Genomic DNA, 23,165 nt, shown 5'->3' with positions numbered 1-23,165 from the left:
GGCTAAGGCCGTAGTTGCGATGACACGATGTCATTTGACTGCTATCGGCAGGAGCGGCCATTGAGGGTTTTTCCCGATATTGGACATCCGAGCAGCCTTCTTGGCGTCCGTATATTGGAGTTGTTATACGGGCCTGTCGGAGGTCACTTCCTTGCTCCACAGACAATCCCGGAAGCATAATGATCGCATGTATATCAATTCATATACGGACCCAGCAGGTCCGTTTAATAACTGTTAGCCTTTCTGGAGATAGTCATGCCTGTTGCTCGAATCACCGCTGACTACGCTGGCGATCCCAATGTCCCAGCTGATGAAAAATGGAAATTGGTCTTCGATGCCGTAATAGAAAGCGAACGGGTCAAACAACAACATTGCTTCGGCGTTTGTACCAACCTTGAAGCTGGCTCAATAAAGCGATGGCCGTTTATTCTTCGCCCGGCGGCCAAAGGAAGTACCGAATGGATATTCGACTACGGCACAGACAGCGGATATCCGCCCGAAGTTACAAATATCACCGAACGAGATATTCGCATCGGCAGCTATTTCACGGTCGGAACTGGCCCCGAAGCAGGCACATACAGGATTACCCAAATTGACAACCTGTAGAAATGAGTTGCCGTTAACTCACATGTGTTTGCGACGCACGGCTAACCCATCGTTGTAGGGGACGCTCCGCCTATCGGCGGCGCGCCCCTGAACTCAGACGTTAGATACTCAGGAAACTCAATGTTCGGTTTCGGAAAAAAAGAAAGCTACGAAGAGCGTATTAGAGGAGCTCTCGCCGAGGGCCTTCCTCGCAAAGCCGCATCTATTGCTCGCAAAGCCTTCACAAATAAGAAAACGGAAGAGCACGTTTTGGCATGGATCGCTTCCTCAATGTATGAGCGCGAAATCTCGTCGGCTTTTGATCTTCTTGAAATATTTGTAGACCGCTTTCCGAACTCTCTTCATCTCCCACGAGTTTATTTGGCCGACATTCTGTGTCGTGCCTCACGGTTCGACCACGCTACGGATCTTGCTCGTTACTACTTGCGGCTTGCGAAGGACTCGGATGTCTTTCCAACTCTTTCCACCAACAGAATCCTGCAAGAAGGCGTGTCGCGATCTTTTCTACTGCTAACCTCAGCATATACAACCCTAGGGGCGCGTTCGTATAGCAAACGCCTACTTCAGTATGGGCTTAGCTATGAGCTGGCAGATCGATGGAAGGAAATTATCAAAAATGAATTGCTGCAGCTTGATAGCGAGGTAAAGCAAATTCAACATGCGGATTTCGACAAAAAATGGGAGCTTTTTTTTAACTCTGGCGCTGGTGCAAATGAGCTGTACCAAAAATGCAATGACGAAGGCTTTCCTCGAATGGCAAAGCGGGTTGATCTCCTAGAAACGAATTTCCGCTTCAACAGTTCCTTCAAAGCTAATACGGACGAGGTTCTACTTCTTGTCATCGAAACGCCAAGCAAGGAATTTCTTCTTTGCTGATGCACATACCTAACATGCCAGTCGAGAGGAACAGCTAACAAGCTGCGCTTGTTGGCGCCCTCGCCATGCTCGGCTGCCCCCCCCACTTCTACGCTAGGCTTCTAGAAGAATTTTGGTGAATATCACGCCGCAACAAAACAAGGTCACGGGTGAGTTGGTCGACTTGGTAGCCGCTAAGGTTGGCAGCAATCGCGCCATTCATCCCGAAACAGCAATTTCGTCATCGGCACGCTTGGCCGGAAGCCTTTTGCTGCGCTCTTTCAATTTTCAACTTGATGGCTTAGAGCCTGGAAATGTGCTTCTTTCAGATGAGGCAAACGAAAAAGGCTCAATGCTTGTCAACACCATGGCGGCGTTTCTTTCTGCGTCGAACGTTTCCATGGATCAGTCTAAGCTAGGTGGACAGCAAGACCACAGAGGGCAAGAGCCGCACTTGGATATTCTGAGCGCGCTTACTCAACTACAGAGCGAGGCCTTAAATATTTGCCGTGAAAACGGCCTAACACTTGAGCAAGCTGCTCAATCTGCGGCATTAGCTACTGCATTCATCGTTAAAGAATGCGCGCCTCAAATTGGGGCTGAAACAGGCTTTAATGTTGCAGTTTTTGGGTTTGTCGAAGGGAGCAAAACAGTGCCACCCCATGCCTCCGCAGCATCTAAACCTGTCGCGGCGACAAAACCTTGGTACAAATTTTGTGAGTAAGGCCTAACCCTTCGGTCAAAAGAGGCGCTTCGCCGGAAAGCCGGCTCTGCGAGTTCAAAGCCGAACTACCAGCCAATTATGGCTGGAAGAACGTTCTCAACGTGCAGGTTTACCCGCTCCCCCCTTGAAGTAACACGGCTCACGTCCCGCAAAACGTCTGAAACGTCCGCATGAATTCCCGGGGTGCCGGTTCGGCCAGGTCGGCGTAGCGGGGCTGTTCCCGGTAGGGCTCGGCCAGGGCGCCGAGCAAACGGTGGAAGGGGGCGAGATCGCCCTGCTCGGCAGCATCGAGGGCTGCTTCCACCTGGTGGTTGCGGGGAATGAGCCAGGGGTTGTGCCGAGCCATGACCGCAGCCCGGGCGGCCCCGGCCACGCGGGCTTCGCCACCCTCCCCGTCGGCGGCGGCGCACTGCTGGCGCCAGCGTTGCAGCCAGGCGGCGAGGGCGGCGCCATCGGCGAACAGCGTTCTTAGCCGCTCCTCCCGGCCTGCGGCCGCTTCTCCCAGATAACGCCAGGCCAGGGTGAAATCGACGGACTGGGCCTGCAGCAGGGTCAGCCAGTCGGCGCCCAGGGCCTCGGCCTCCGCCCCGCCATCGGGCAGACCCAGCTTAGCTTTCAAGGCGGCCAGCCAATGCTCTTGGTAGCGGGCGGGGAAGGCTTCGATGATGGCCGTGGCCCGCGCCACGGCCCTTTCGGTGTCGGCATCGATGAGGGGCAGCAGGGTTTCGGCGAAGCGGGCCAGGTTCCAGGCGGCAATGTCCGCTTGCTGGTCGTAGGCGTAGCGGCCCTGGCGGTCGATGGAGCTGAACACCGCCCCCGGATCGTAGGCTTCCATGAAGGCGCAGGGGCCGTAGTCGATGGTTTCGCCGGAGAGACTCATGTTGTCCGTGTTCATGACGCCGTGGATGAAGCCCACCGCCATCCACCGGGCCACCAGGGCGGCCTGGCGCTCGGCCACGGCCCGCAGCAATTCCAGATACCCATTCTCCGCCCCGGCCAGTTCCGGGTAGTGGCGGGCGATGGTGTAGTCGGCCAGTTGCCGCACCTGGGCAGGGCCGGCGTGGGCGGCAAAGAACTGGAAGGTGCCGACCCGCAGATGGCTGTCCGCCACCCGGGTGAGGACGGCGCCGGGCAGGGGCCGCTGCCGCCGCACCGGCTCGCCGGTGGCTACCACGGCCAAGGCCCGGGTGCTGGGAATGCCCAGGGCGTGCATGGCTTCGCCGATCAGCACCTCCCGCAGCATGGGGCCCACGGCGGCCTTGCCGTCGCCGCTGCGGGAGAACGGGGTTCGGCCCGAGCCCTTGAAGGCGATGTCGCGGCGCCGGCCCTGGCCGTCGATCACCTCCCCCAGCAGCAGGGCCCGGCCGTCGCCCAGCTGGGGCGAGAACTGGCCGAACTGGTGGCCGGCGTAGGCCTGGGCGATGGGGCTGGCGCCCTCCGGCAGGGCGTTGCCGGAGAACAGGGCGGCCAGCTGATCCGGCGTGGCCTCCGCCAGGGGCAGGCCCAGTTCCCGGGCCAGGCCTGGGTTGAAGTGCAGCAGCCGGGGGGCCGGAACGGTGGCCGGCTGCCAGGGCACGGCGAAGCCCGGCAGGTCCCGGGCGTAGCTGTTGTCGAAGGGGAAGGTGAAGGCGGGGGCAGTAGGGGCGGACATGCCTGAGTAGAGCGGCGCCCAGCGGGAAAGTTCGCCCGGCCGCACCATAAAAAAAGGGGCGCAGCCCGCACCGGCCGCGCCCCTGCCAAGGGAGGAGACGTTTTAGAAGAAGCCCAACGCCTTGGGGCTGTAGCTCACCAGCAGGTTCTTGGTCTGCTGGTAGTGGTCCAGCATCATCTTGTGGGTCTCGCGGCCGATGCCCGATTCCTTGTAGCCGCCGAAGGTGGCGTGGGCCGGGTAGGCGTGGTAGCAGTTGGTCCACACCCGGCCGGCCTTGATGCCGCGGCCCATGCGGTAGGCGGTGTTGCCGTCCCGGCTCCACACCCCGGCGCCAAGGCCGTAGGGAGTGTCGTTGGCGATTTCCAGGGCTTCGGCTTCGGTCTTGAAGGTGGTCACGGCCAGCACCGGGCCGAAGATTTCCTCCTGGAAGATGCGCATCTTGTTGTGGCCCTTGAACAGGGTCGGCTGGATGTAATACCCCTCGGCCAGTTCGCCCGGCAGACGAGCGCGGTCGCCGCCGATCAGGCATTGGGCGCCCTCTTCCTTGCCGATGGCCAGGTAGGACTGAATCTTGTCCATCTGCATCTGGGAGGCCTGGGCGCCCATCATGGAGTCGGTGTCGAGGGGGCTGCCCTGCTTGATGGCCTTGACCCGGGCCAGCACCCGTTCCATGAAGTGGTCGTAGATGGATTCGTGGATCAGGGCCCGGCTGGGGCAGGTGCACACTTCGCCCTGGTTGAAGGCGAACAGCACCAGGCCTTCGATGGCCTTGTCGAAGAAGTCGTCGTCGGCGGCGGCCACGTCGGCGAAGAAGATGTTGGGGGACTTGCCGCCCAGTTCCAGGGTGGCGGGAATGAGGCTGTTGGCGGCGGCCTGGGCGATGACCCGGCCGGTGGCGGTGGAGCCGGTGAAGGCGATCTTGGCGATGCGCTTGCTGGAGGCCAGGGCCATGCCGGCGTCGCGGCCGTAGCCGTTGACGATGTTGAGCACGCCCGGGGGCAGCAGGTCGGCGATCAGCTCGGCCAGCACCAGGATGCTGATGGGGGTGGATTCGGCGGGCTTCAAGACCACGCAGTTACCGGCGCCCAGGGCCGGGGCCAGCTTCCAGGCAGCCATCAGGATGGGGAAGTTCCACGGGATGATCTGGCCCACCACGCCGAGGGGTTCGTGGAAGTGGTAGGCGATGGTGTTTTCGTCGATCTCGCTGATGGAGCCTTCCTGGGAACGCAGACAGCCGGCGAAGTAGCGGAAGTGGTCGGCGGCCAGGGGAATGTCGGCGTTGAGGGTTTCGCGGATGGCCTTGCCGTTGTCCACCGTCTCCACGTAGGCCAGCATTTCCAGGTTGGCCTCGATGCGGTCGGCGATCTTCAGCAGGATGTTGGAGCGTTCGGTGGCGGAGGTCTTGCCCCACTTGTCGGCGGCGGCGTGGGCGGCGTCCAAGGCCAGCTCGATATCCTCGGCGCCGGACTGGGCGGCCTGGGTGTAGGGCTTGCCGGTGATGGGGGTGATGACGTCGAAGTACTGGCCCTTGACCGGGGCCACCCACTTGCCGCCGATGAAGTTGTCGTAGCGGGCCTTGTACTGGTGTTTGGCGCCAGCGCTGCCGGGGGTCGCGTAAAGCATGGTGTCTCCTTCCGTTTTTATGGGGATCGAACAGGGCTCCAAACAGGGAGCCCGCCTTCTCCTTATCAAGGGCCGTGCCAGCACCGCCACCCAAGCCCAAGCCATTGATTCCTATGGCACCACACCCTGCCGCCGGCGGCGGCCGCCGCCCCGTGGCACGTCCCGTCCCGGCACAGCTGTACCAAAATGACACACCCGGCCGGACACTTCCGGGGAAAGCATTGCACCGGGGAAACAGAGGGCTATACTCGCCGGACCACACCATCCGACCCGTCAGAGGCCGGAGCGAAGGAGACATTGATGAACCATCCGCACCCGCGGGCTGGCGCTCCCTTGCTGCGCCAGGCCCGACGCCTGTTTCTCGAGCAGGGCGAACTTCCCCCCGGCCTGGTGGACGAGCGCCTGCTGCGCTCCTGGCACCGCAGCCGCGGCGCCGGCCTGGAGCCGGTGGGCCGCAACCCGGAAACGCCGCGCCTCTCCGAACAGCACCTGCGCCAGGCCCTGGAGCGCCACCAGGAATTCGTCGCCCACGCCGAGCCGGTCATGGAATACCTCTACGCCCAGGTCCAGGCCTCCCACAGCATGGTGGTGCTGGCCGACAACCGGGGCCTGCTGGTGCATGCCCTGGGGGACCCGGACTTCCTCGGCAAGGCCGAGCGGGTGGCCCTGGCCCCCGGCGCCTCCTGGCACGAACAGCACCGGGGCACCAACGCCATCGGCACCGCCCTGGCCGAAGGCGCCGCGGTGGAAATCCACGGCGCCGAGCACTTCCTCGAACGCAACACCTTCCTCACCTGCGCCGCCGCCCCCATCCTCGATCCGTCCGGCAAGCTCCTCGGCGCCCTGGACATCTCCGGCGACCACCGCAGCCACCACCCCCACACCCAGGGCCTGGTGCGCACCGCCGCCCAGATGATCGAAAACCGGCTGCTGCTCTCCCGCCACCGCCGCCACATCCGCCTGCACCTGCATCCCCGGGCCGAAGGCATCGGCACCGTGGCCGAAGGGGTGCTGGCCCTCTCGGAAGACGGCTGGATCGTCGGCGCCAACCGGGCCGCCCTGGCCATGCTCGGCCTGCAGCCGGCGGACCTGGGAGCGACGCCCCTGGAGCGGGTGCTGGACAGCCGCAGCGAGGACCTGCTCGACTGGGGCCGGCGCCAGGGCCAGCAGGCCCTGCTGGTGAACACCCGGCGCGGCGGCAGGCTGTTCCTGCAGATCCACGCCGGCAAGGCGCCCATCCCCGTCGGCACTGCCGCGGCGAGCACCCCGCCCCAGGATGCCCTGGCTGCGCTGGATACAGGCGATGCCCGGCTGAAAGCGGCCCTGGACAAGGCTCGCAAGGTGGCAGGCAAACCCATTCCCCTCCTGCTCCACGGCGAATCCGGGGTCGGCAAGGAACTGCTGGCCCAGGCCATCCACCGCAGCAGCCCTCACCGGGAGGGTCCCTTCGTCGCCGTGAACTGCGCCGCCCTGCCGGAAAACCTGATCGAGGCCGAACTCTTCGGCTACGCCCCCGGCGCCTTCAGCGGCGCCCGCAAGGAAGGCAGCCCCGGCCGCCTGCGCGAAGCCCACGGCGGCACCCTGTTCCTGGACGAGATCGGCGACATGCCCCTCAACCTGCAGAGCCGCCTGCTGCGGGTGCTGCAGGAGCGCCAGGTGACGCCCCTGGGCAGCGGCAAGCCGGTGGCGGTGGATTTCGCCCTGGTCTGCGCCACCCACCGGCCCCTGCGCCAGGAGGTGGAAGCTGGCCGCTTCCGCGCCGACCTGTATTACCGCCTCAACGGCCTCACCCTGACCCTGCCGGCCCTGCGCGAGCGCAGCGACTTTTCCGCCCTGGTGGCGCGGCTGCTGGCGGAAATGGCCCCCGGGCGGAGCCTGGCCCTGGCTCCGGCGGTGGCCCGGGCCTTTGCCGACTACGCCTGGCCGGGCAACCTGCGCCAGCTGGCCAACGCCCTGCGCACCGCCACCGCCCTGCTCGAGGCGGACGAGGAATGCATCGACTGGCCCCACCTGCCGGACGACCTGGCGGAGGAACTGCAGCAGCGCCCCCTTGCCGCCGACGCCGCCGCGACGATGGCGCAGCCGGCGCCGGACCGGCTGCAGGAAGTCTCCCGCCTGGCCATCCAGCGGGCCGTGGCCGCGGCCCGGGGCAATCTGTCGGAAGCGGCCCGGCGCCTGGGCATCAGCCGCAATACCCTGTACCGCAAGCTGAAGGCCGGCGCCGCGGGGGAAGTTTCGTAGACGTCCAAGACGGCCGGCCTGACACCCAATAAGGACGGGCCTGTGCGGCATGGCATGCCGGACAGGCCCGTTTTCATTGGCTCCCGGGGCAGGCCCCGGTGCGGGGATCAGCGCGGACGGATTTCCTGGCGGGCGGAGAGTTCGCCCTTTTCCAGATGCATGATGGCGTGGGCCGATTCCGCCGCCCGCTGGTCGTGGGTGACCATGACGATGGTTTTGCCCAGCTCGTCGTTGAGGCGCTGCAGGAGGTGCAGGATGTCGCCGGCCGACTCCCGGTCCAGGTCGCCGGTGGGTTCGTCGGCCACGATCAGGGTGGGGTCGGTGATGAGGGCCCGGGCGATGGCCACCCGCTGCTGCTGGCCGCCGGAAAGCTCGTTGGGCGTGTGGTCCATGCGGTCCGCCAGGCCCACCATGGAAAGGGCCAGTTCGGCCCGCTCCCGCCGCTCGGCTTTGCCGAGGTTTTTCAGCAGCAGGGGCAGTTCCACGTTTTCCAGGGCGGTCAGCACCGGCATCAGGTTGTAGAACTGGAAGATGAAGCCCACGTTTTCCGCCCGCCAGGCCGCCAGCTCGGCCTCTTCCAGGGCGGCGATGTCCTGGCCGGCGACGCTGAGGGTGCCGGAGTCGGGCCGGTCGATGCCGGCGATGAGGTTGAGCAGGGTGCTCTTGCCGGAACCGGACGGCCCCATCAGGGCCAGGAACTCGCCGGCGGCGATGTTGAAGCTGATGCGCTCCAGCACCGGCACCACCTGCTGGCCCCGGCGGTAGCTCTTGGAAAGGTTGTCGAGGACGATCAGGGGCGCCGCGGAAGCGGCGTCTCCGAAGCTGCTTCCGGCACTGTGCACCACGCTGCCTGCGGCGGCGCTTTCGTCTACCGTGCCGCTCACTTGCTTACCACCTTGACCCGGTCCCCGTCCCCCAGGCGCTCGCCGGGACGGGCCACCACCTTGGCTCCCGGCTGCAACGCCGGGTTAGCGCTCACTTCCAGCAGATCGTTTATCTGGCGGCCCACCGTCACCGTTACCCGCTTCGCCTTGCCGGCCTCGACCAGGAACAGGGACTTACCGTCGGCCGCCAGGGCATCCTTGTGCACCGCCACCAGGGGCTGGCGCTCGCCGTCGCCCATGGGCTTTTCCAGGAAGGCCACCTTGGCGCTCATTTCCGGCAGGATGCGCTCGTCCCGGTCCACGAAGCGCACCTTGGTCATGACCGTGGCCTTGGAGCGGTCCACCGTCGGCACCAGGCGGCTCACCTCGCCGCGGAAGCGCAACTCGGGAAAGGCGTCGAGCTGGATTTCGCAGGGCTGGCCCACCTTGATCCTGGCCAGGTTGGATTCGGCCACGTCGGCTTCCACCTCCAGGCTCTCCATGTCGGCCATGGTCACCACCGCGCCCTTGCTTTCCAGGGCCGAGGAGAAGGGGGTGATGACGTCGCCGATGTTGGCGGTCTTGGTCAGCACCACGCCGTCGAAGGGGGCGCGGATGAGGGTCTGCTCCACCCCCACCTGGGCCGCCCGCAGATTGGCCTGGGCCACCGCCACGGCGGCGGCGGCCTTGTCGAAGCGGGCCTGGGCCGTATCCAGGGAGGAGCCGGAGACGAACTTCTTCTGGGCCAGGTCCTTCGCCCGCTCCAGGGCGGCCCGGGCGTCCTTCAGTTCGGCCTGTGCCGACAGCACGCCGGCGCCAGCCTGGTCGGCCTGGGCCTGCACGTCCTTGTTCTCCAGCCGGGCCAGCACCTCGCCGGCCTTGACCCGACTGCCTTCCAGCACTCCCAGCCATTCCAGGCGGCCGGTGGCCTTGGAGGCGACGGAGGCCTTGCGGCTGGCCACCACGTAGCCGGCCGCATTGAGCAGGGTGACGCCCTGGTAGGGATAGGCGGTGGTGACGGAGACAGTCTCCACCTCGGTCTCGCGCCGGGAGAGGGAGGCCAGCAGCAGGCCGCCCAGCACGAGGACAGCGGCGCCGATGAGCCAGGTGCGGCGGCGGGAGCGGGGCGCGGCCGGGGCGACAGGTCCCCGTTTGAGGCTGAGGCGGGAGAGATCGGGCTTGGACATGGCAGTGGGGGGAGTCGGGATTCCGGGCTATCGGCGGGCGCAATGATGGGCCGATTATAGCCGTCCCCGGCCCGTCCCCTGCCGGGAATGGGGACCGCCACCGTATCGGGCGCCGGCAGCGGCTAATCCCCATAAATGACGGGGACTTCCCGGGCTTGTCAGCGTGGGCCTCTAATGCGACCATGGAGCCCATTTTTCCATTCGAGGAGTGCCGTTCGTGACCACCAGCAATCTGAACATCGACGCCTTGCTGTCCTATGTGCCCATGTTCAATGGCCTGGCCCCGGACGAAATTGCCCGCATTGCCCGCGGTACCCGGGAAATCCACGCGGCCCGCGGCGACATCCTGTTCCACAAGGGCGATCCCTGCCAGGGCCTGCACCTGGTGGTCTACGGCCAGGTCAAGCTGGCCTTCACCTCCGCCCAGGGCGGCGAGAAGGTGGTGGAAATCCTCGGCCAGGGCCAGACCTTCGGCGAAGCCCTGATGTTCATGGACAAGCCCTACATCGTCTACGCCCAGGCCCTCACCGACTCCCAGCTGCTGCACATCTCCAAGGCCGTGCTGTTCGAGGAACTGGAACGGGACCCCAAGCTGGGCCGCAAGATGATCGCCGGCCTCTCCATGCGCCTGCACCAGATCATCACCGACGTGGAATCCTATTCCCTGCACTCCGGCCGCCAGCGCATCATCGGCTACCTGCTGCGGGACCTGCCGGACGAGGAACACCTGCCCAAGGAAACCACGGTGAACCTACCCACCAATAAGGGCATCATTGCCTCCCGCCTCAACCTGACCCAGGAACACTTCTCCCGCATCCTGCATGAACTGTCCGAGCGAGGCCTGATCAAGGTGGAAGGCCGCAAGATCCATATCCCCGACGTGGAAAAGCTGCGCACCTTCGACCTCTAGGCATTCCGGGGCCGCCGGCGCGGCGCCTGCAGTCCGCGAAAAAGCCCCTCTGCCGGGGCTTTTTTGTTTTCTGCGGCAGGCCCGGCGGCGAAGGGGCCGCTGTCATATTGGGATAAATCGCCGGGTGTAGAATCCCCGCCATGGCCCTCGAAACCGAACTCAAGCTGCGCCTGCCCCCCGGCGGCGCCGCCCGCCTCCTGCGGCATCCGCTCCTGGCCGGCAGCGCCCCCCAGCGCCAGCGGCTGCTCAACACCTATTACGACACCCCCGACCTGGAACTGCTCGGCCAGCGCATGGCCCTGCGCCACCGGCGCAAGGGCTGGGACTGGCTGCTGACGGTGAAGACCGCCAACCCGGCCAGCGGCGGCCTGGCCCGGCGCAATGAGTGGGAAGCCAAGGTGGCACCCGGCCAGTTCGATTTTTCCCATGTGGACGATGCCGACCTGCGACGCTGGCTGGAAAAGCGCACGCCCCGCCTGGAAGCCGCCTTCACCACCGACTTCACCCGCCTCGCCTGGATCGTCGAACCGGCCCCCGGCACCCGCATCGAGATCGCCCTGGACCGGGGCACCATCCAGAGCAAGGGTCAGCGGGAGCCCCTGGGGGAACTGGAACTGGAGCTCCTGGCTGGCCCCGAGACCGCCCTCTTCGCCCTGGCCCGGGAACTGTCCACCGCCCTTGGCGAACGCCAGGCCCTGCACCCGGTGGCGGCGAGCAAGGCGGAGCGGGGCTACGCCCTGTTCACCGGCCGCCGCAGCCCGCCCCAGAAGGCCCGTCCGGCGCCCCTGGACACGAACCTGACGCCCCTGGCCGCCTGCCGCAGCGCCGCCCTGGACTGCCTGCAGCACCTGCAGGCCAACGAGGCCGGCGCCCAGCGCGGCGACAGCCCGGAATACGTGCACCAGGTGCGGGTCGCCATCCGCCGCCTGCGTTCCCTGCTCAAACTGTTCGCCCCGGTGCTGCAGGAAGCCTTCCGGCAACGCTGGACCGGCCCCTGGCGCGACCTGGGCCGGGGCCTGGGAGAAGCCCGCAACTGGGACGTGTTCCTCAGCGAAACCCTGCCTCCCCTGAACGCCGCATTCCCCGGCGTTGCCGAGCTGACCCGCCTGGAACGGCACGCCAATAGCCGCTCCCAGGCCGCCCACCTCGCCGTGCGCCGCCTGCTGGGCTCGCCGGCCTACTCCCGCCTGCTCCTGGAATTCAGTGCCGACCTCTTCGCCCTCGGGGAAGAGCCGGCCGGCCAGCGCCCCCTGACCGACTTCGCCGCCCGCCGCCTCGACCGCCGCGCCCGCCAGGCCAGCCGTCTGGCCCGCAACCTGGCGGAGCTGGACCACGCCGGCCGCCACCGCCTGCGCATCGCCTTCAAGAAGCTGCGTTACGCCATCGAGTTCCTCGCTCCCGCCGGCGGCAACGGCGCCCCCTACGCCCAATCCCTGGCCCGCCTGCAGGAACACCTGGGGCGCCTCAACGACCTGGCCACCGCCCGGGAGCTGCTGGCTCCCACCCTGCCGGCCCGGCCCGGTCTGGTCATGGGCTGGCTCGGCGGCCGCAGCGACCTGCTGCTGGAAGAACTGCCGGCTTTCCTCGAGGATTTCCTGGCCCAGACGGCGCCCTGGGAAAAATCCCCCGGCAAGCGCAACAAGACTGCAAAGCGGAGCGGCTAGGATGGCGCCTTTGTCCCCGGAGACCGCCATGGACCTGATCCTCTGGCGCCACGCCGAAGCCGAGGTCGGCAGCGACGACCTGGCCCGCCGCCTCACCGTCCGCGGCGCCAAGCAGGCCCGGCAGATGGCTGCCTGGCTCAAGCCCCGCCTGCCCAAGCACACCCGCATCCTGGTCAGCCCGGCGGTGCGCACCCAGCAAACCGCCGACGCCCTGGAACTGCCCTACGAAACCAGCCGCAAGCTGGCGCCCGATGCCAGCGTCTACGACCTGCTCTCGGCCGCCGGCTGGCCCGACAGCCGGCAGACCATCCTCATCGTCGGCCACCAGCCCACCCTGGGCCAACTGGCCGCCCTGCTCCTCTCCGGCCAGGAAGCGCCGTGGACGGTCAAAAAGGGCGCCGTATGGTGGTTCTCCAACCGGGTCCGGGCCGGGGAGACCCAGACGTTGTTGCGCTGCTGCCTGGGCCCCGACATTTTGGCTAGCGGCAGTTGAAATTCGCTTAGTTAGGCAAGAAGCGACAGCGTGCTCTGATACACGCCGCCACCCATAAAAAAAGCCCGCCGAAGCGGGCTTTTTCATCACAAAACCTGGGATTAGCTGCAACCCTTCGGCTTCATATCAGTGGGCAGGGCGCTGGCGTCGCAGGACCAGGCACCACCGGCAGCCCGGGCCAGCTTGATAGCCAGACCATTGACCTTGGTCGGGGCATTCTTCAGGGCGCAGGAGATGCCGGTGTTGTCCACGGTGTAGGTACAGTGGCCGCTCTTGGAAGTGTCAAGCCCGATGGTAGCTTCGGTCGGGGTGCCGCCATCGTTGGCGATCATTTCATAGGCGGTACGGACGGCAGAAATTTCTGCCAGACCGGCGGCGATCTTACCCTTGGCCTGGTAGTCGGAGTAAGCCGGCAGAGCAACTGCGGCCAGGATACCGATGATAGCAACCACCACCATCAGTTCAATCAGGGTGAAACCTTGCTGAACCTTGTTCATGACAATCTCCTATTGGAAGAAAGATATATGGGAGTCTCTGAATATCCGGAACTCCTCAATCAAGTATGAGCAAGTAGGATGCCAGCTTGCTTTTCCTTGATTTCACCGGGGCTACGCCGCAAAAAACTGACGTTTTTTGTCACAACACATCCCTATCGCGGCACTTTCTGACTAGGCGACGTCAAGCTGGCTCTTGTCCATAAAACGCTCGGCATAGCGCAGAAACACCCGCTGCTTCAGGAAAACGTCGAGCAAATCCCCGTCCACATGTCCGTTGTCGCGGAATTTCCGCATGATGGCGAGGGCCTGGGACAGCTTCATGCCTTCCTTGTACGGCCGGTCCCGGGCGGTGAGGGCTTCGAAGATGTCGGCGATGCCCATGATCCGGGCCTGGACGCTCATCTGTTCCCGGGTCAGGCCCCGGGGATAGCCTTTGCCGTCCATGCGCTCATGGTGGCCGCCGGCGTATTCCGGCACGTTCTTCAGGTGCTTGGGCCAGGGCAGGGATTCCAGCATGCGGATGGTGGCGACGATGTGGTGGTTGATGATCTCCCGCTCGGCCTCGGTCAGGGTGCCGGCCCGGATGGTCAGGTTCTCCACTTCGTCCGCGCTGAGGAAATCGTTTTCCTTGCCCTGCGCATCCTGCCAGCGGTAGCGGCGGGCGATCTGCCGCACTCGCTCCTGGTCTTCCGGCTGCATGGCTTCGCCGCCCACATTGCAGCGCTGCAGGAAGCGCTGGTCTTCCTCCATCTGGGCCAGACTCGCCTCCAGTTCCTGGCGCGCCTGGCTTTCCCCTCGGCCGCCGGCAATGGCCTGCCACATGCGGATCTGGGCATCGCGGCGGATCACCTCGAAACGGGTATCCAGCAGATGGATGCGATCGAAGATGGTCTGCAGCTTGGTCGCCTTGTCCACCACGTGCACCGGCGTCGTCACCTTGCCGCAATCGTGCAGCAGACCGGCCATTTTCAGCTCGTAGCGGTCCTTGTCGGACATGCTGAAGTCGGCCAGGGGGCCTTCCGTGGTGGCATTCACCGCCTCGGCCAGCATCATGGTCAGCTCCGGCACCCGCTGGCAGTGGCCGCCGGTGTAGGGGGACTTTTCGTCGATGGCGGTGTTGATGAGCTGGATGAAGGATTCGAACAGTTCTTCCAGCTGGGAAATGAGCTGCCGGTTGGTCAGGGCGATGGCCGCCTGGGAGGCCAGGGATTCGGCCAGGCGCTGGTCCGCATAGGAGAAGGCCCGCACTTCACCGCTGACGGGATCCTGGGCGTTGATCAGCTGCAAGACGCCGATGACCTCGTTCTCGTGGTTCTTCATGGGCACCGTGAGAAAGGACTGGGAGCGGTAGCCGGTGCGGGCATCGAAGGCCCGGGTGCCGGAGAAGTCGAAGCCCTCCGCCGTGTAGGCGTCGGCGATGTTGACCGTCTGCAGGTTGAGGGCGCTGTAGGCGGCCACCATGGAATTGTTGGGCTCGCCGCTTTCGGTGTGCAGCGGCAGGTCGGGGAACTTGGAGGAGAGGGGCTGGCCGCTGCTGCCGCCAAAGGCGATGGCCAGGGAGTCGGTGCGGACAATCTCGAAGCGCAGATGGCGCCCGTCCTCGGTCATGCGGTAGAGGGTGCCGCCGTCCGCGTGGGTGATCTGCTTGGCCGCCAGCAGGATGCGCTCCAGCAGGCGGTCCAGGTTGCGCTCGTGGGAGAGGGCCGCCCCGATCTCGTTGAGTTGCTCCAGGCGCCGGAAAAGATCGTCCAGGGTATCCATGCCCTACCTCCTATTTGATGCAGACCGCGTGTACCTGCTTCATGTCGGTAATGCCCTGCAGCACCTTGTCGATGCCGTCCATCTTCAGGGTGCGCATGCCGTCGTTGAGGGCGCAGGCCACCAGCTCGGCCACCCGGGCATGTTCCTGGATCAGTTTCTTGACGCCGTCGGTCCCGGCCATCAGCTCGTGCAGGCCGACCCGGCCCTTGTAACCGGTGTCGTTGCAGGCGAGGCAGCCCTTGGGGCGATACAGGGTGAACTGGCCATCCTTGGCGTAGCGGCTGTTCCAGTCCCGGTAGACGGCTTCGTAGGAGCCCTTGGGGTCCTTCTTCCAGCTGTCGGTGTTGGTCAGCTCCTCGCAGTACTCGGTCAGCAGCCGCTTCATGTCCTCCGGCGAGGGCTGGTAGGCCTCCTTGCACTCCTTGCACAGGCGCTTGGCCAGGCGCTGGGCCAGGATGCCGAGCAGGGCGTCGGCGAAATTGAAGGGGTCCATGCCCATGTCCAGCAGGCGGATCACCGATTCGGGGGCGCTGTTGGTATGCAGGGTGGCGAACACCAGGTGGCCGGTGAGGGAGGCCTCGATGCCGATGCCGGTGGTTTCCGCATCCCGCATTTCGCCCACCATGATCACATCCGGATCGGCCCGCAGGAAGGAGCGCATGACCGTGGCGAAATCCAGGCCGGCCTTCTTGTTGATCTGCACCTGGCGCAGGCCCTTCTGGGTGATTTCCACCGGGTCTTCCGCAGTCCAGATCTTGGTGTCCGGCGTATTGATGTGGCCCAGGATGGAATGCAGGGTGGTGGTCTTGCCCGAGCCGGTGGGGCCGCAGACGAAGAAGAGGCCGTAGGGCTTGCTGATGATGCTCTTCAGGGTTTCGTGGTTGTGGGGCGTCAGGCCCAGGCTGTCCAGGGGAATGGGCTCGCCGGCGGCCAGGATGCGCATCACCACGTCTTCCATGCCGCCGGCGGTGGGGATGGTGGCCACCCGCAGCTCGATGTCCAGGGGGCCGTATTTCTTGAACTTGATCTTGCCGTCCTGGGGCTTGCGCTTCTCCGAGATATCCAGATCGCACATGATTTTCAGGCGGGCGATGAGGGCATTGCGGTAGGAGGCGGGAATCTCGATGTAGGGCACCAGGGAGCCGTCCTTGCGGAAGCGGATCAGGGTCTTTTCCTTTCCCGGCCGGGGTTCGATGTGGATGTCGGAAGCCCCCTGCTGGTAAGCCTCGATGATGATCTTGTTCACCAGCTTGACCAGCTCGTTCTCGGCGGCGGCAGAAACGTCGTCGCCGACAACGTCGCCTGCCTCGTCGTCGCCGTCCCCCAGGTCGGAGAGCAGGTCGCCCACCGAGGCCACGTCCGCCAGGGCACCGAAGAAATGGTCCAGCACCTGGAGGAATTCCCGGTTGGTGGTGACCCGGTAGACCACCTTGCTCTTGGGGAAGATGTTGTTCACCACCCGGGAGTTGCGCACCCGCTCCGGGTCCGTCGCCACCACCACCACGCCTTCCCGGGTTTCCTCCACCGGCACCCATTGCTGGGACTCGAGATAGTCGCGCTTGAGGTTGCGCAGCAGGTCAATGGGCTTGACCCGCTCGCTGCGGTAGGGCTCGTAGGGGTCGCCGAAGTACTTGGCCAGGGCCTGGCCGATGGCCGCCGGCTTGACCTGGAATTCCTTGACCAGGACCTCCTCCAGATCGAGCCCCTTGCGCCGGGCCGAGCGCTGGGCCAGGTCCAGTTCGGCGGCGGAGATGACGGCATCGCTGACCAGGCCGTCGTACTTGGAGCGCACCCCCGGCACCGCCTTCTGGCGCTGGGTGAAGGCGATGGCCAGGGTCTGGGCCAGGCCCTGGACGCCCTCCTCCGCCACGGCGGCAAAGGGCACATCGTCCCGGTTGTTGATGATCTGCACCACCCCCAGCAAAGCCCCCTCCCCATCGCTGATGGGCGCCACCAGCATCTGCTTGGTGCGATAGCCGGTGCGCTTGTCCACCTCCTGCAGGAAGTTCATCTTGGGGGAATAGGCCTTCAGCTCCACGTCGTCGTAGACGTCCCGGATATTGGCCATTTTCTGGGTCATGGCCACATAGCCGGCCACGCTCTGCTCGGTGATGGGCAGCTTCAGGTCCTTGAAGGAATTGAGGCCGGTCTTCACCTTGGAGACGATGCTGCTGCGGTCTTCGCTGACGGTGTAGATGGTCAGCCGGTCCGCATTGAAGAGATTGCAGATGTCCTGGGACAGCTCCAGCATGATCTCGTCAATATTGCTGGTGGCGTGGATCTTGTTGGTGACCGCCTGCAGGTTCTTGAAAAAGAGCAGGCGGCTATTGACGTCGCCCTGGGCGCTGCTGTCGGGGGTGGGATGTGCTGCGTTCATTATTGTTCCTTCGTTTCGGCCAGGGGGCCCCAGAGCCCGCCTTCCAGCCACCAGGCCTGATAGCCCTGCTGCGTCAGGAGAAAGGCGACGGCCGAGCTGCGGCGTCCGCTTTGACAATAGACCACGTATTCCCGGTTCGGATCGAGGCTGCCGAAGGCGCCGCGCACCTCGTTCACCGGCAGGTTGATGGCCCCGGGCAGGCCGTCGAAGCGGAACTCCGCCGGATAACGCACATCCACCCAGACGGCCCCCCGGGCCACCCGATCCTGGGCCTCGTCGCGGGACAAGCCCTTGAGCAGGGGCGCCCGCAGCAGGGCATCGAAATCCTCCTTGCCCAGCTTCAGCAGGACGCCCTTGCTCTTCATGGTGACGCTGGCGTTGCGCCGGGCATTGGCCACCAGGGCCTCCTCGCCGAAAGCCTGGCCGGCCCCCAATTGGGCCAGGACGACCTCCTTGTTGCCGAGACGGCGGGTCACCTCGCAGCTGCCGGACTCGATCAGGTAGTAGGCATCGCCCACGTCCCCTTCCCGGATCACCACTTCGCCGGCCGGCACCCGCAGGCGGCGGAAGCGTTGCAGCAGGACATCGATGTGGGCCGGCGGCAGCTGGCCCAGGGCGCTGGCGGTGAGCACCTGGACATTGAAGGCGCCGGACATCTGCCGCCAGTCGGTGGTCTCCTCCGGGGCGGCAGGGGCGACGGCCGGGGCTTTCTGCACGCCGGCGTTGGCCGCCAGTTGTTCCCAGGTAAGCAGGATGTCCAGCAACTGCCCATCAACGCCCAGCAGTTCAACGTTCCCCACCGCCACCAGCGTCTGGGGCCGGGGCTCCTGCAGGCCCAGGGGCCAGGCAGCCGCCTCGCTGCCGGCCTGCAGCACGGCGCCGCTGCCGTCGGCAAACGACAGCCGCAGTTCGCCCTGCAGCAGGTAGAGGGAAAGCCCGGCCTCCAGGCGCTGGCGCGGCAGCGCCTGGCCCGGGGCCAGGCTTTCCAGGCGGCAGTAGGCGGCCAGCTCGGCCAACCGCTCTCCCGACAGATTGCCCAGGGGCGAAAGGCGCGCCAGGGCTTCCACGCTCACCTTGGCCATGACGCGCTCACAGTTCGAAGACCTGGTTGTTCTGCAGCATGCGGGGCTTGAAGCCGGCCACGCCTTCCTCGATCTCCTGCATGGTCTGCTCGATCTGGCCGGGCTTCAGGTGGGTGATGAAAACCTCGGCCGGTCGCACCAGCTTGGCCAGTTCCTCCGCCAGCAGGCTTGGACAGAGGTGCTTGGAGGCGATGGCCAGGGCCCGCTCCTTGTTGGAGAAGGCCGTCTCGATGATGAGGTAGCGCAGGTTGGCAACCTCGTTCACCCGGGGCCAGAAGCTGTCGTTGCTAGTGGTGTCGCCGCTGAAGGCCAGGCTGTTGCTGCCCGAATCCAGCAGATAGCCTACGGCCGGCACCGTGTGTTCCGCCGGCAGGGCGGTGATGCTGCGGCCACAACCCAGGTCGACCCGCTGCCCCAGCTCCATGGCCTGGAACTGCAGACAGGGGGCTTCCCGGCTCGGGATTTCGCTGAAGTCGGGCCATACCAGCCAGTTGAAGACATGCTGGCGCAGGATGGCAAGGGTGGCCTCGCTGGCGTGCACCGTCACCGGCCGGCCGATGCGCATGTCCATGACGGTGTCGATCAGCAGGGGCAGGGAGGCGATGTGGTCGAGATGGGAATGGGTGAGGAAGATGTGGTCGATCGCCCCCAGTTCCGCCAGGGACAGGTCCGCCACGCCGGTTCCCGCATCCACCAGCACATCGTGATCCACCAGCATAGAGGTGGTCCGCAAATGCCGGCCGCCGATGCCGCCGCTACAACCGAGAATCCTGATTTTCATGATTTTCCGGCCGCTACTTGGTTTCGAAAGTGGTGACGCCGTCCCAGCCGTCGCCCGGAGCTTGCTGCCGCAGATGGGCAACGCGCTCGCCGTAAAGCTGATAGAGCCGGCAGTCACCGTTGAGGCGCACCAGGTTCATCAGCTGCAGCTCGGCCTGGTCCCATTCCTGGGCACGATAACAGCGCAGGGCCTGCTGCCACAGTTTCAGTTCATCCAGCACGGCCTGGGGCACGCTGCCCGCCAGGCCCAGGGGTTCGTAAATGGCCACCGGCTCATCCTTGCCCTTCACCCGGACCCGGTCAAGCTCGCGGAAGACGCCGTCCCGCACCGCCGCCCGAGTGGCCTCGCCGACAATGATGCCGACGCCGTACTGCTTGGTCAGGCCCTCCAGGCGGGAGCCCAGGTTCACCGCATCGCCCATCACCGTGTATGCCTGGCGCAGGGGCGAGCCCATGTCGCCGACGGTCATGAGGCCGGTACTGATGCCGATGCCGATCTGCAGGGTCGGCCAGCCCCGGGCGGCGAAGGGGGCGTCGAGACGGCGCAGCTCCACCTGCATCTCCAGAGCCGCCAGCAGGGCGTGACGGGCATGGTCGGGGTCGGCCACCGGCGCCCCCCAGAAGGCCATGATGGCATCGCCGATGTATTTGTCCAGGGTGCCCCGGTGGTGCCGGATCACCGTGGTCATGGCGCCCAGGTATTCGTTGATCAGATGGGCCAGGTCCTTGGGGTCCAGGCCTTCCGAGATGCTGGTGAAGCCGCGGATGTCGGAGAACAGCACGGTCAGCTCGGCGTTGCGGCCTTCCATGCTGTAGCGCTCCGGGTCCCGGGCCATTTCGTCCACCAGCTCCGGCGGCACGTACTGCCCGAAGAGTTGGGTCAGCTGGCGCTTGCTGTGGGATTCGACGAAGTAGCCCCAGGACATGTTCATGGCGTAGAGGGCCAGGATCAGGAGCAGTACGCCGGCCACCGGCAGGGCCAGGCCGGACTGCCACAAAGCGAGGTTGAGCCCCACCACCCCGGCCAGCACCGCCCCGGTGAGCAGGGTGGCCCGGGATGGCGACAGGGACGGCAGCAGCAGGGACAGCAGCAGGCCCACCAGCAGCACCTGGACCACGTCGAAACCCAGGGCGTAGGGCGGCTTGTGCTTGAGGCTGCCGTCGAGCATGCCGGCAATCAGGTTGGCGTGGATTTCCACCCCCGGATAGGCCTCGCCCACCGGGGTCGCCCGCAAATCCATGAGGCCGGGCGCGGTGGTGCCCACCAGCACCACCTTCCCCTGCAGGCTGGCCGGCGCCACCCGCCCCTGCAGCACGTCCGCCGCCGACAGGTAGACGAAGCTGCCCTGGCTGCCCCGGTAGGGCACCAGAGTGGCCACGTTCTCGTCCACGGGAATGCGCAGCGCCCCCCGGGGGGTCGGCAGGTCCAGCCATTCCAGGCCGGCATGGCCGGAACCGCCGCCCCCTTCGGCGTAGCCCGGCCGCACCGGCACATTGCCCAGCAGCAGGCGCACCATGGCCAGGGAGAGGGATTCGTAGTACTGGCCGCCGTGCTCCACCAGCATGGGTACCCGGCGGGAAATGCCGTCGAAATCCACCAGGGGATTGAAGTGGCCGCCGGCCGGGGCCGCCGCCTGGAAGGCCGGCAGGTTGCCGCCGTAGCCGCGCCAGGAGGTGAACAGGATGTTGCGCCCCTGGAAGGTGCCGGCCGGCAGCACCGCCGGCGGCAGCGCCCCCTGGGGAATGCCGTTGGACATGTAGAAGCCCAGCACCACCGGCCGCCCCTTGAGGGTGGCGGCGAACTGGCCGTCGTAATCCAGGCTGCCGCGCAGGGAGGAGAGGGAGGCAAGGAAAGCTGCGTCGCCCTTCAGGCTGGTGGCGCCCATGCGCTCCAGGACCCGCAGGCCGGAGCTTTCATCCGGTTCGGCAAAGACCACGTCGAAGCCGACCAGCTGCACGCCGTAGTGGTCCGTCAGCTGCCGCACCAGCCGGCTCACCTTGTCCCGGCTCCAGGGCCAGCGCCCCACTTCGGCCAGGCTCTTCTCGTCGATATCGACCACCACCACCCGGCTGTCCTGGCCGCCGGGCTGGGTCAGGCGCAGGCGGGCGTCGTAGGTGATGGCATCCAGGTGGGACAGCAGGGGATGCTGGTAGAGGCGGATGGAATGCCCCAGGGTGAGCAGCACCAGCGCCAGGCCGAGGGCGATTCTGACAAGGTTCTTTTTCAATGTGCCCCCGGCTGGCCGTGCGGCGCCGCTGCGTCCGCGCCCCTCAGTTCTTCAGGAAGAATTCCATCTTCACCCCGGCGATCTCGACCACATCGTGGTCCGCCAGGGGATGGGCCTGGGCGTCCAGGGTCTTGCCGTTGACCACCGGGAACTGGCCGCCTTCCACATGGGTGATGAAATAACCATGGGGCCGCCGGGTGATAACGGCCACCTGCACGCCGGGCTTGCCCAGGGTGGTGAGGGTCTTCACCAGTTCCAGTTCCTTGCCCGCATTGGCGCCGTTGAGGATCTGCACCACCCCCAGCAGGGGCGCCGCGGCGGCGGCAGGGGCAGCCGGCGGCGGCGACGGAATGCGCACGTCGCCGAAATTGGCGTGGGTGGTCTCGCCCACGGCAGAGGCGGCGGGCGCCTCCTGGGGCTGGATGCTGCCGGGGCGCAGCACCATGGTCTTCTCGAAGTCGGTCTCCCCCTCACGGGCGGCGGGCAGGTCGCTGATGAACTTGAGCTTGTACTTGCCCAGTTCCACCACGTCGCCGTTCTGCAGGAAGTGCTTCTTGATGGGCTGGCCGTTCACCAGGGTGCCGTTGGTGCTGTTCAGGTCCTCGAGAAAGGAATCGTTGAGGATGGTCACCAGGGCCGCGTGTTCCCCGCTGATGGCCAGATTGTCGATCTGGATATCGTTGTGGGGCTTGCGGCCGATGGTCATCCGCTCCTTGGTGAGCGGGATTTCCTTCAGGACCAGTCCGTCCATGGAGAGAATCAGCTTTGCCATAGTGCAATTCCTTAGCGAAAAATCATTTCAACCAGGCCAGGAAACGGGACCACCAGCCGCGGGGGGCGGCGAAGTCGCGCAGGACCTTGACCAGGATCACGGACACGTTGTCGCGGCCGCCGTTGTCGTTGGCCATCTGGATCAGCTGGGTGGCGGCCAGCTCCAGGTTGGCGGAAAGGGTCTGCAGGGTGAGGCCGATTTCCTCGTCCTCCACCATGTCGTTGAGACCGTCGGAACAGAGCAGGAAGATGTCGCCCGGCAGCACCGGGTAGGAGCGGATCTCCGGCTCCACCTCCGGGTCCACACCGAGGGCTCGGGTCACCAGGTTCTTGTTCATGGACAGCCGGGCCTGTTCCGGCGTCAGCATGCCGCTGTCGAGCTGCTCCTGCAGCAGGGAATGGTCCCGGGTGACCCGCACGAATTCCTCGCCGCGCAGGCGGTAGAGGCGGGAGTCGCCGATGTGGGCAACGGTCACCACGTTGTCGGCGAACAGGGCCAGCACCAGGGTCGTGCCCATGCCCGCGTACTGGGGCTGGCTCTGGGCGGCGTGGTAGATGGCCGAATTGGCGGTGGCGATACGCTCCCGCAGCAGGGCGTTGGCGTAGGGCTCGCCGTCGGGCTCCACCTCCCAGGCGCCTTTCAGGATCAGGCCTTCCTCGATCTCGCCCGAGAGCAGGGTGGTGGCCATGCCGCTGGCCACCTCGCCGGCGTTGTAGCCGCCCATGCCGTCGGCCAGGATGGCCAGGCCCAGGTGGGGATTGGCGAAGACCGCATCCTCGTTGTGGCCCCGAACCATGCCCGGATCGGTCTTGACGGCGATTTCCAGGGCCTCGCTCAGACTCTTATGCACG

At 65.7% G+C, this 23,165-nt stretch carries 19 protein-coding genes; 7 read left to right on the top strand and 12 right to left on the bottom strand.

Features of this window, described 5'->3' with window-relative positions; all coding sequences use genetic code 11:
* Positions 1 to 255: 255 nt before the first annotated feature.
* The 3 genes from AZSP09_RS15895 to AZSP09_RS15885 all read left to right on the top strand — a co-directional run bounded on the left by AZSP09_RS15895 (position 256) and on the right by AZSP09_RS15885 (position 2,185).
* Positions 256 to 606, top strand: coding sequence for a hypothetical protein (locus tag AZSP09_RS15895; RefSeq protein ID WP_152090589.1), 351 nt, complete (start codon positions 256 to 258; stop codon positions 604 to 606).
* Positions 607 to 726: 120 nt separating this feature from the next.
* A complete protein-coding gene (locus tag AZSP09_RS15890) occupies positions 727 to 1,482 on the top strand; it encodes a hypothetical protein (protein WP_152090588.1) in 756 nt (251 codons plus the stop codon).
* A 115-nt stretch (positions 1,483 to 1,597) separates the two neighbouring features.
* Positions 1,598 to 2,185, top strand: a complete 588-nt coding sequence (locus AZSP09_RS15885; RefSeq protein WP_152090587.1) for a hypothetical protein — start codon at positions 1,598 to 1,600, stop codon at positions 2,183 to 2,185.
* A gap of 139 nt (positions 2,186 to 2,324) precedes the next feature.
* Here the strand turns inward: AZSP09_RS15885 and AZSP09_RS15880 are convergent, their stop codons facing one another.
* Together AZSP09_RS15880 and adh are read right to left on the bottom strand one after the other, a co-directional pair.
* A complete protein-coding gene (locus tag AZSP09_RS15880) occupies positions 2,325 to 3,836 on the bottom strand; it encodes a protein adenylyltransferase SelO (RefSeq protein ID WP_152090586.1) in 1,512 nt (503 codons plus the stop codon).
* 102 nt (positions 3,837 to 3,938) lie between these two features.
* Complete coding sequence (gene adh / locus AZSP09_RS15875) at positions 3,939 to 5,459, bottom strand: aldehyde dehydrogenase (RefSeq protein ID WP_152090585.1); 1,521 nt, start codon at positions 5,457 to 5,459, stop codon at positions 3,939 to 3,941.
* A gap of 300 nt (positions 5,460 to 5,759) precedes the next feature.
* Here adh and AZSP09_RS15870 point away from each other — a divergent pair, with 300 nt between their 5' ends.
* Positions 5,760 to 7,700, top strand: coding sequence for a sigma-54-dependent Fis family transcriptional regulator (locus AZSP09_RS15870; RefSeq protein WP_152090584.1), 1,941 nt, complete (start codon positions 5,760 to 5,762; stop codon positions 7,698 to 7,700).
* 107 nt (positions 7,701 to 7,807) lie between these two features.
* Here AZSP09_RS15870 and AZSP09_RS15865 read toward each other — a convergent pair whose 3' ends face one another.
* A complete protein-coding gene (locus AZSP09_RS15865; RefSeq protein ID WP_232058809.1) occupies positions 7,808 to 8,584 on the bottom strand; it encodes an ABC transporter ATP-binding protein in 777 nt (258 codons plus the stop codon).
* Positions 8,581 to 9,750 (bottom strand): efflux RND transporter periplasmic adaptor subunit, encoded by a 1,170-nt coding sequence (locus AZSP09_RS15860; protein WP_152090583.1) that lies wholly within the window; start codon positions 9,748 to 9,750, stop codon positions 8,581 to 8,583. Before AZSP09_RS15860 ends, AZSP09_RS15865 begins: the two co-directional genes overlap by 4 nt.
* A gap of 217 nt (positions 9,751 to 9,967) precedes the next feature.
* On the opposite strand from AZSP09_RS15860, the gene AZSP09_RS15855 reads away from it, so the two are divergent.
* The 3 genes from AZSP09_RS15855 (at position 9,968) to sixA (ending at position 12,817) form a co-directional block, all read left to right on the top strand.
* Entirely contained in the window at positions 9,968 to 10,660 is a 693-nt protein-coding gene (locus AZSP09_RS15855) for a Crp/Fnr family transcriptional regulator (RefSeq protein ID WP_014236556.1), read from the top strand.
* Positions 10,661 to 10,800: 140 nt separating this feature from the next.
* On the top strand, positions 10,801 to 12,324 hold the full coding sequence (locus AZSP09_RS15850) for a CYTH and CHAD domain-containing protein (protein WP_152090582.1): 1,524 nt from the start codon (positions 10,801 to 10,803) through the stop codon (positions 12,322 to 12,324).
* A gap of 28 nt (positions 12,325 to 12,352) precedes the next feature.
* Positions 12,353 to 12,817: a phosphohistidine phosphatase SixA gene (sixA, locus tag AZSP09_RS15845; protein WP_043797885.1), complete on the top strand. Its 465-nt coding sequence runs from the start codon at positions 12,353 to 12,355 to the stop codon at positions 12,815 to 12,817.
* Positions 12,818 to 12,918: 101 nt separating this feature from the next.
* Here the strand turns inward: sixA and AZSP09_RS20655 are convergent, their stop codons facing one another.
* The 8 genes from AZSP09_RS20655 to AZSP09_RS15805 form a co-directional block, all read right to left on the bottom strand.
* Complete coding sequence (locus AZSP09_RS20655; RefSeq protein ID WP_014236553.1) at positions 12,919 to 13,314, bottom strand: pilin; 396 nt, start codon at positions 13,312 to 13,314, stop codon at positions 12,919 to 12,921.
* A 171-nt stretch (positions 13,315 to 13,485) separates the two neighbouring features.
* On the bottom strand, positions 13,486 to 15,075 hold the full coding sequence (locus tag AZSP09_RS15835) for an HD family phosphohydrolase (protein WP_152090581.1): 1,590 nt from the start codon (positions 15,073 to 15,075) through the stop codon (positions 13,486 to 13,488).
* 10 nt (positions 15,076 to 15,085) lie between these two features.
* Complete coding sequence (locus tag AZSP09_RS15830; protein WP_172974780.1) at positions 15,086 to 17,452, bottom strand: GspE/PulE family protein; 2,367 nt, start codon at positions 17,450 to 17,452, stop codon at positions 15,086 to 15,088.
* Positions 17,452 to 18,534: a cyclic nucleotide-binding domain-containing protein gene (locus AZSP09_RS15825; RefSeq protein ID WP_152090580.1), complete on the bottom strand. Its 1,083-nt coding sequence runs from the start codon at positions 18,532 to 18,534 to the stop codon at positions 17,452 to 17,454. The genes AZSP09_RS15830 and AZSP09_RS15825 overlap by 1 nt, the downstream gene beginning before the upstream one ends.
* Positions 18,535 to 18,541: 7 nt before the next feature.
* On the bottom strand, positions 18,542 to 19,315 hold the full coding sequence (locus AZSP09_RS15820; protein WP_152090579.1) for an MBL fold metallo-hydrolase: 774 nt from the start codon (positions 19,313 to 19,315) through the stop codon (positions 18,542 to 18,544).
* Between the two features lie 13 nt (positions 19,316 to 19,328).
* Positions 19,329 to 21,542, bottom strand: a complete 2,214-nt coding sequence (locus AZSP09_RS15815; protein ID WP_152090578.1) for a CHASE2 domain-containing protein — start codon at positions 21,540 to 21,542, stop codon at positions 19,329 to 19,331.
* Positions 21,543 to 21,585: 43 nt separating this feature from the next.
* The gene (locus tag AZSP09_RS15810) at positions 21,586 to 22,314 is read right to left on the bottom strand and encodes an FHA domain-containing protein (protein WP_152090577.1); all 729 of its coding nucleotides are present in this window, start codon (positions 22,312 to 22,314) and stop codon (positions 21,586 to 21,588) included.
* A gap of 22 nt (positions 22,315 to 22,336) precedes the next feature.
* Complete coding sequence (locus AZSP09_RS15805; protein ID WP_014236546.1) at positions 22,337 to 23,164, bottom strand: Stp1/IreP family PP2C-type Ser/Thr phosphatase; 828 nt, start codon at positions 23,162 to 23,164, stop codon at positions 22,337 to 22,339.
* Between the last annotated feature and the right edge of the window lies 1 nt (position 23,165).

The organism is Azospira sp. I09, from assembly GCF_009177135.1.
Classification (GTDB): Bacteria; Pseudomonadota; Gammaproteobacteria; order Burkholderiales; family Rhodocyclaceae; genus Azospira; species Azospira oryzae.
This window is presented reverse-complemented; position numbering and strand designations above follow the sequence as displayed.

Excerpts from the sequence above, each read along its gene's own strand:
- AZSP09_RS15895 (WP_152090589.1), top strand. The coding sequence starts at position 256 with ATGCCTGTTGCTCGAATCACCGCTGACTACGCTGGCGATCCCAATGTC.
- AZSP09_RS15890 (WP_152090588.1), top strand. The coding sequence starts at position 727 with ATGTTCGGTTTCGGAAAAAAAGAAAGCTACGAAGAGCGTATTAGAGGA.
- AZSP09_RS15880 (WP_152090586.1), bottom strand. The coding sequence starts at position 3,836 with ATGTCCGCCCCTACTGCCCCCGCCTTCACCTTCCCCTTCGACAACAGC.
- adh (WP_152090585.1), bottom strand. The coding sequence starts at position 5,459 with ATGCTTTACGCGACCCCCGGCAGCGCTGGCGCCAAACACCAGTACAAG.
- AZSP09_RS15870 (WP_152090584.1), top strand. The coding sequence starts at position 5,760 with ATGAACCATCCGCACCCGCGGGCTGGCGCTCCCTTGCTGCGCCAGGCC.
- AZSP09_RS15860 (WP_152090583.1), bottom strand. The coding sequence starts at position 9,750 with ATGTCCAAGCCCGATCTCTCCCGCCTCAGCCTCAAACGGGGACCTGTC.
- AZSP09_RS15850 (WP_152090582.1), top strand. The coding sequence starts at position 10,801 with ATGGCCCTCGAAACCGAACTCAAGCTGCGCCTGCCCCCCGGCGGCGCC.
- sixA (WP_043797885.1), top strand. The coding sequence starts at position 12,353 with ATGGACCTGATCCTCTGGCGCCACGCCGAAGCCGAGGTCGGCAGCGAC.
- AZSP09_RS20655 (WP_014236553.1), bottom strand. The coding sequence starts at position 13,314 with ATGAACAAGGTTCAGCAAGGTTTCACCCTGATTGAACTGATGGTGGTG.
- AZSP09_RS15835 (WP_152090581.1), bottom strand. The coding sequence starts at position 15,075 with ATGGATACCCTGGACGATCTTTTCCGGCGCCTGGAGCAACTCAACGAG.
- AZSP09_RS15830 (WP_172974780.1), bottom strand. The coding sequence starts at position 17,452 with ATGAACGCAGCACATCCCACCCCCGACAGCAGCGCCCAGGGCGACGTC.
- AZSP09_RS15825 (WP_152090580.1), bottom strand. The coding sequence starts at position 18,534 with ATGGCCAAGGTGAGCGTGGAAGCCCTGGCGCGCCTTTCGCCCCTGGGC.
- AZSP09_RS15820 (WP_152090579.1), bottom strand. The coding sequence starts at position 19,315 with ATGAAAATCAGGATTCTCGGTTGTAGCGGCGGCATCGGCGGCCGGCAT.
- AZSP09_RS15810 (WP_152090577.1), bottom strand. The coding sequence starts at position 22,314 with ATGGCAAAGCTGATTCTCTCCATGGACGGACTGGTCCTGAAGGAAATC.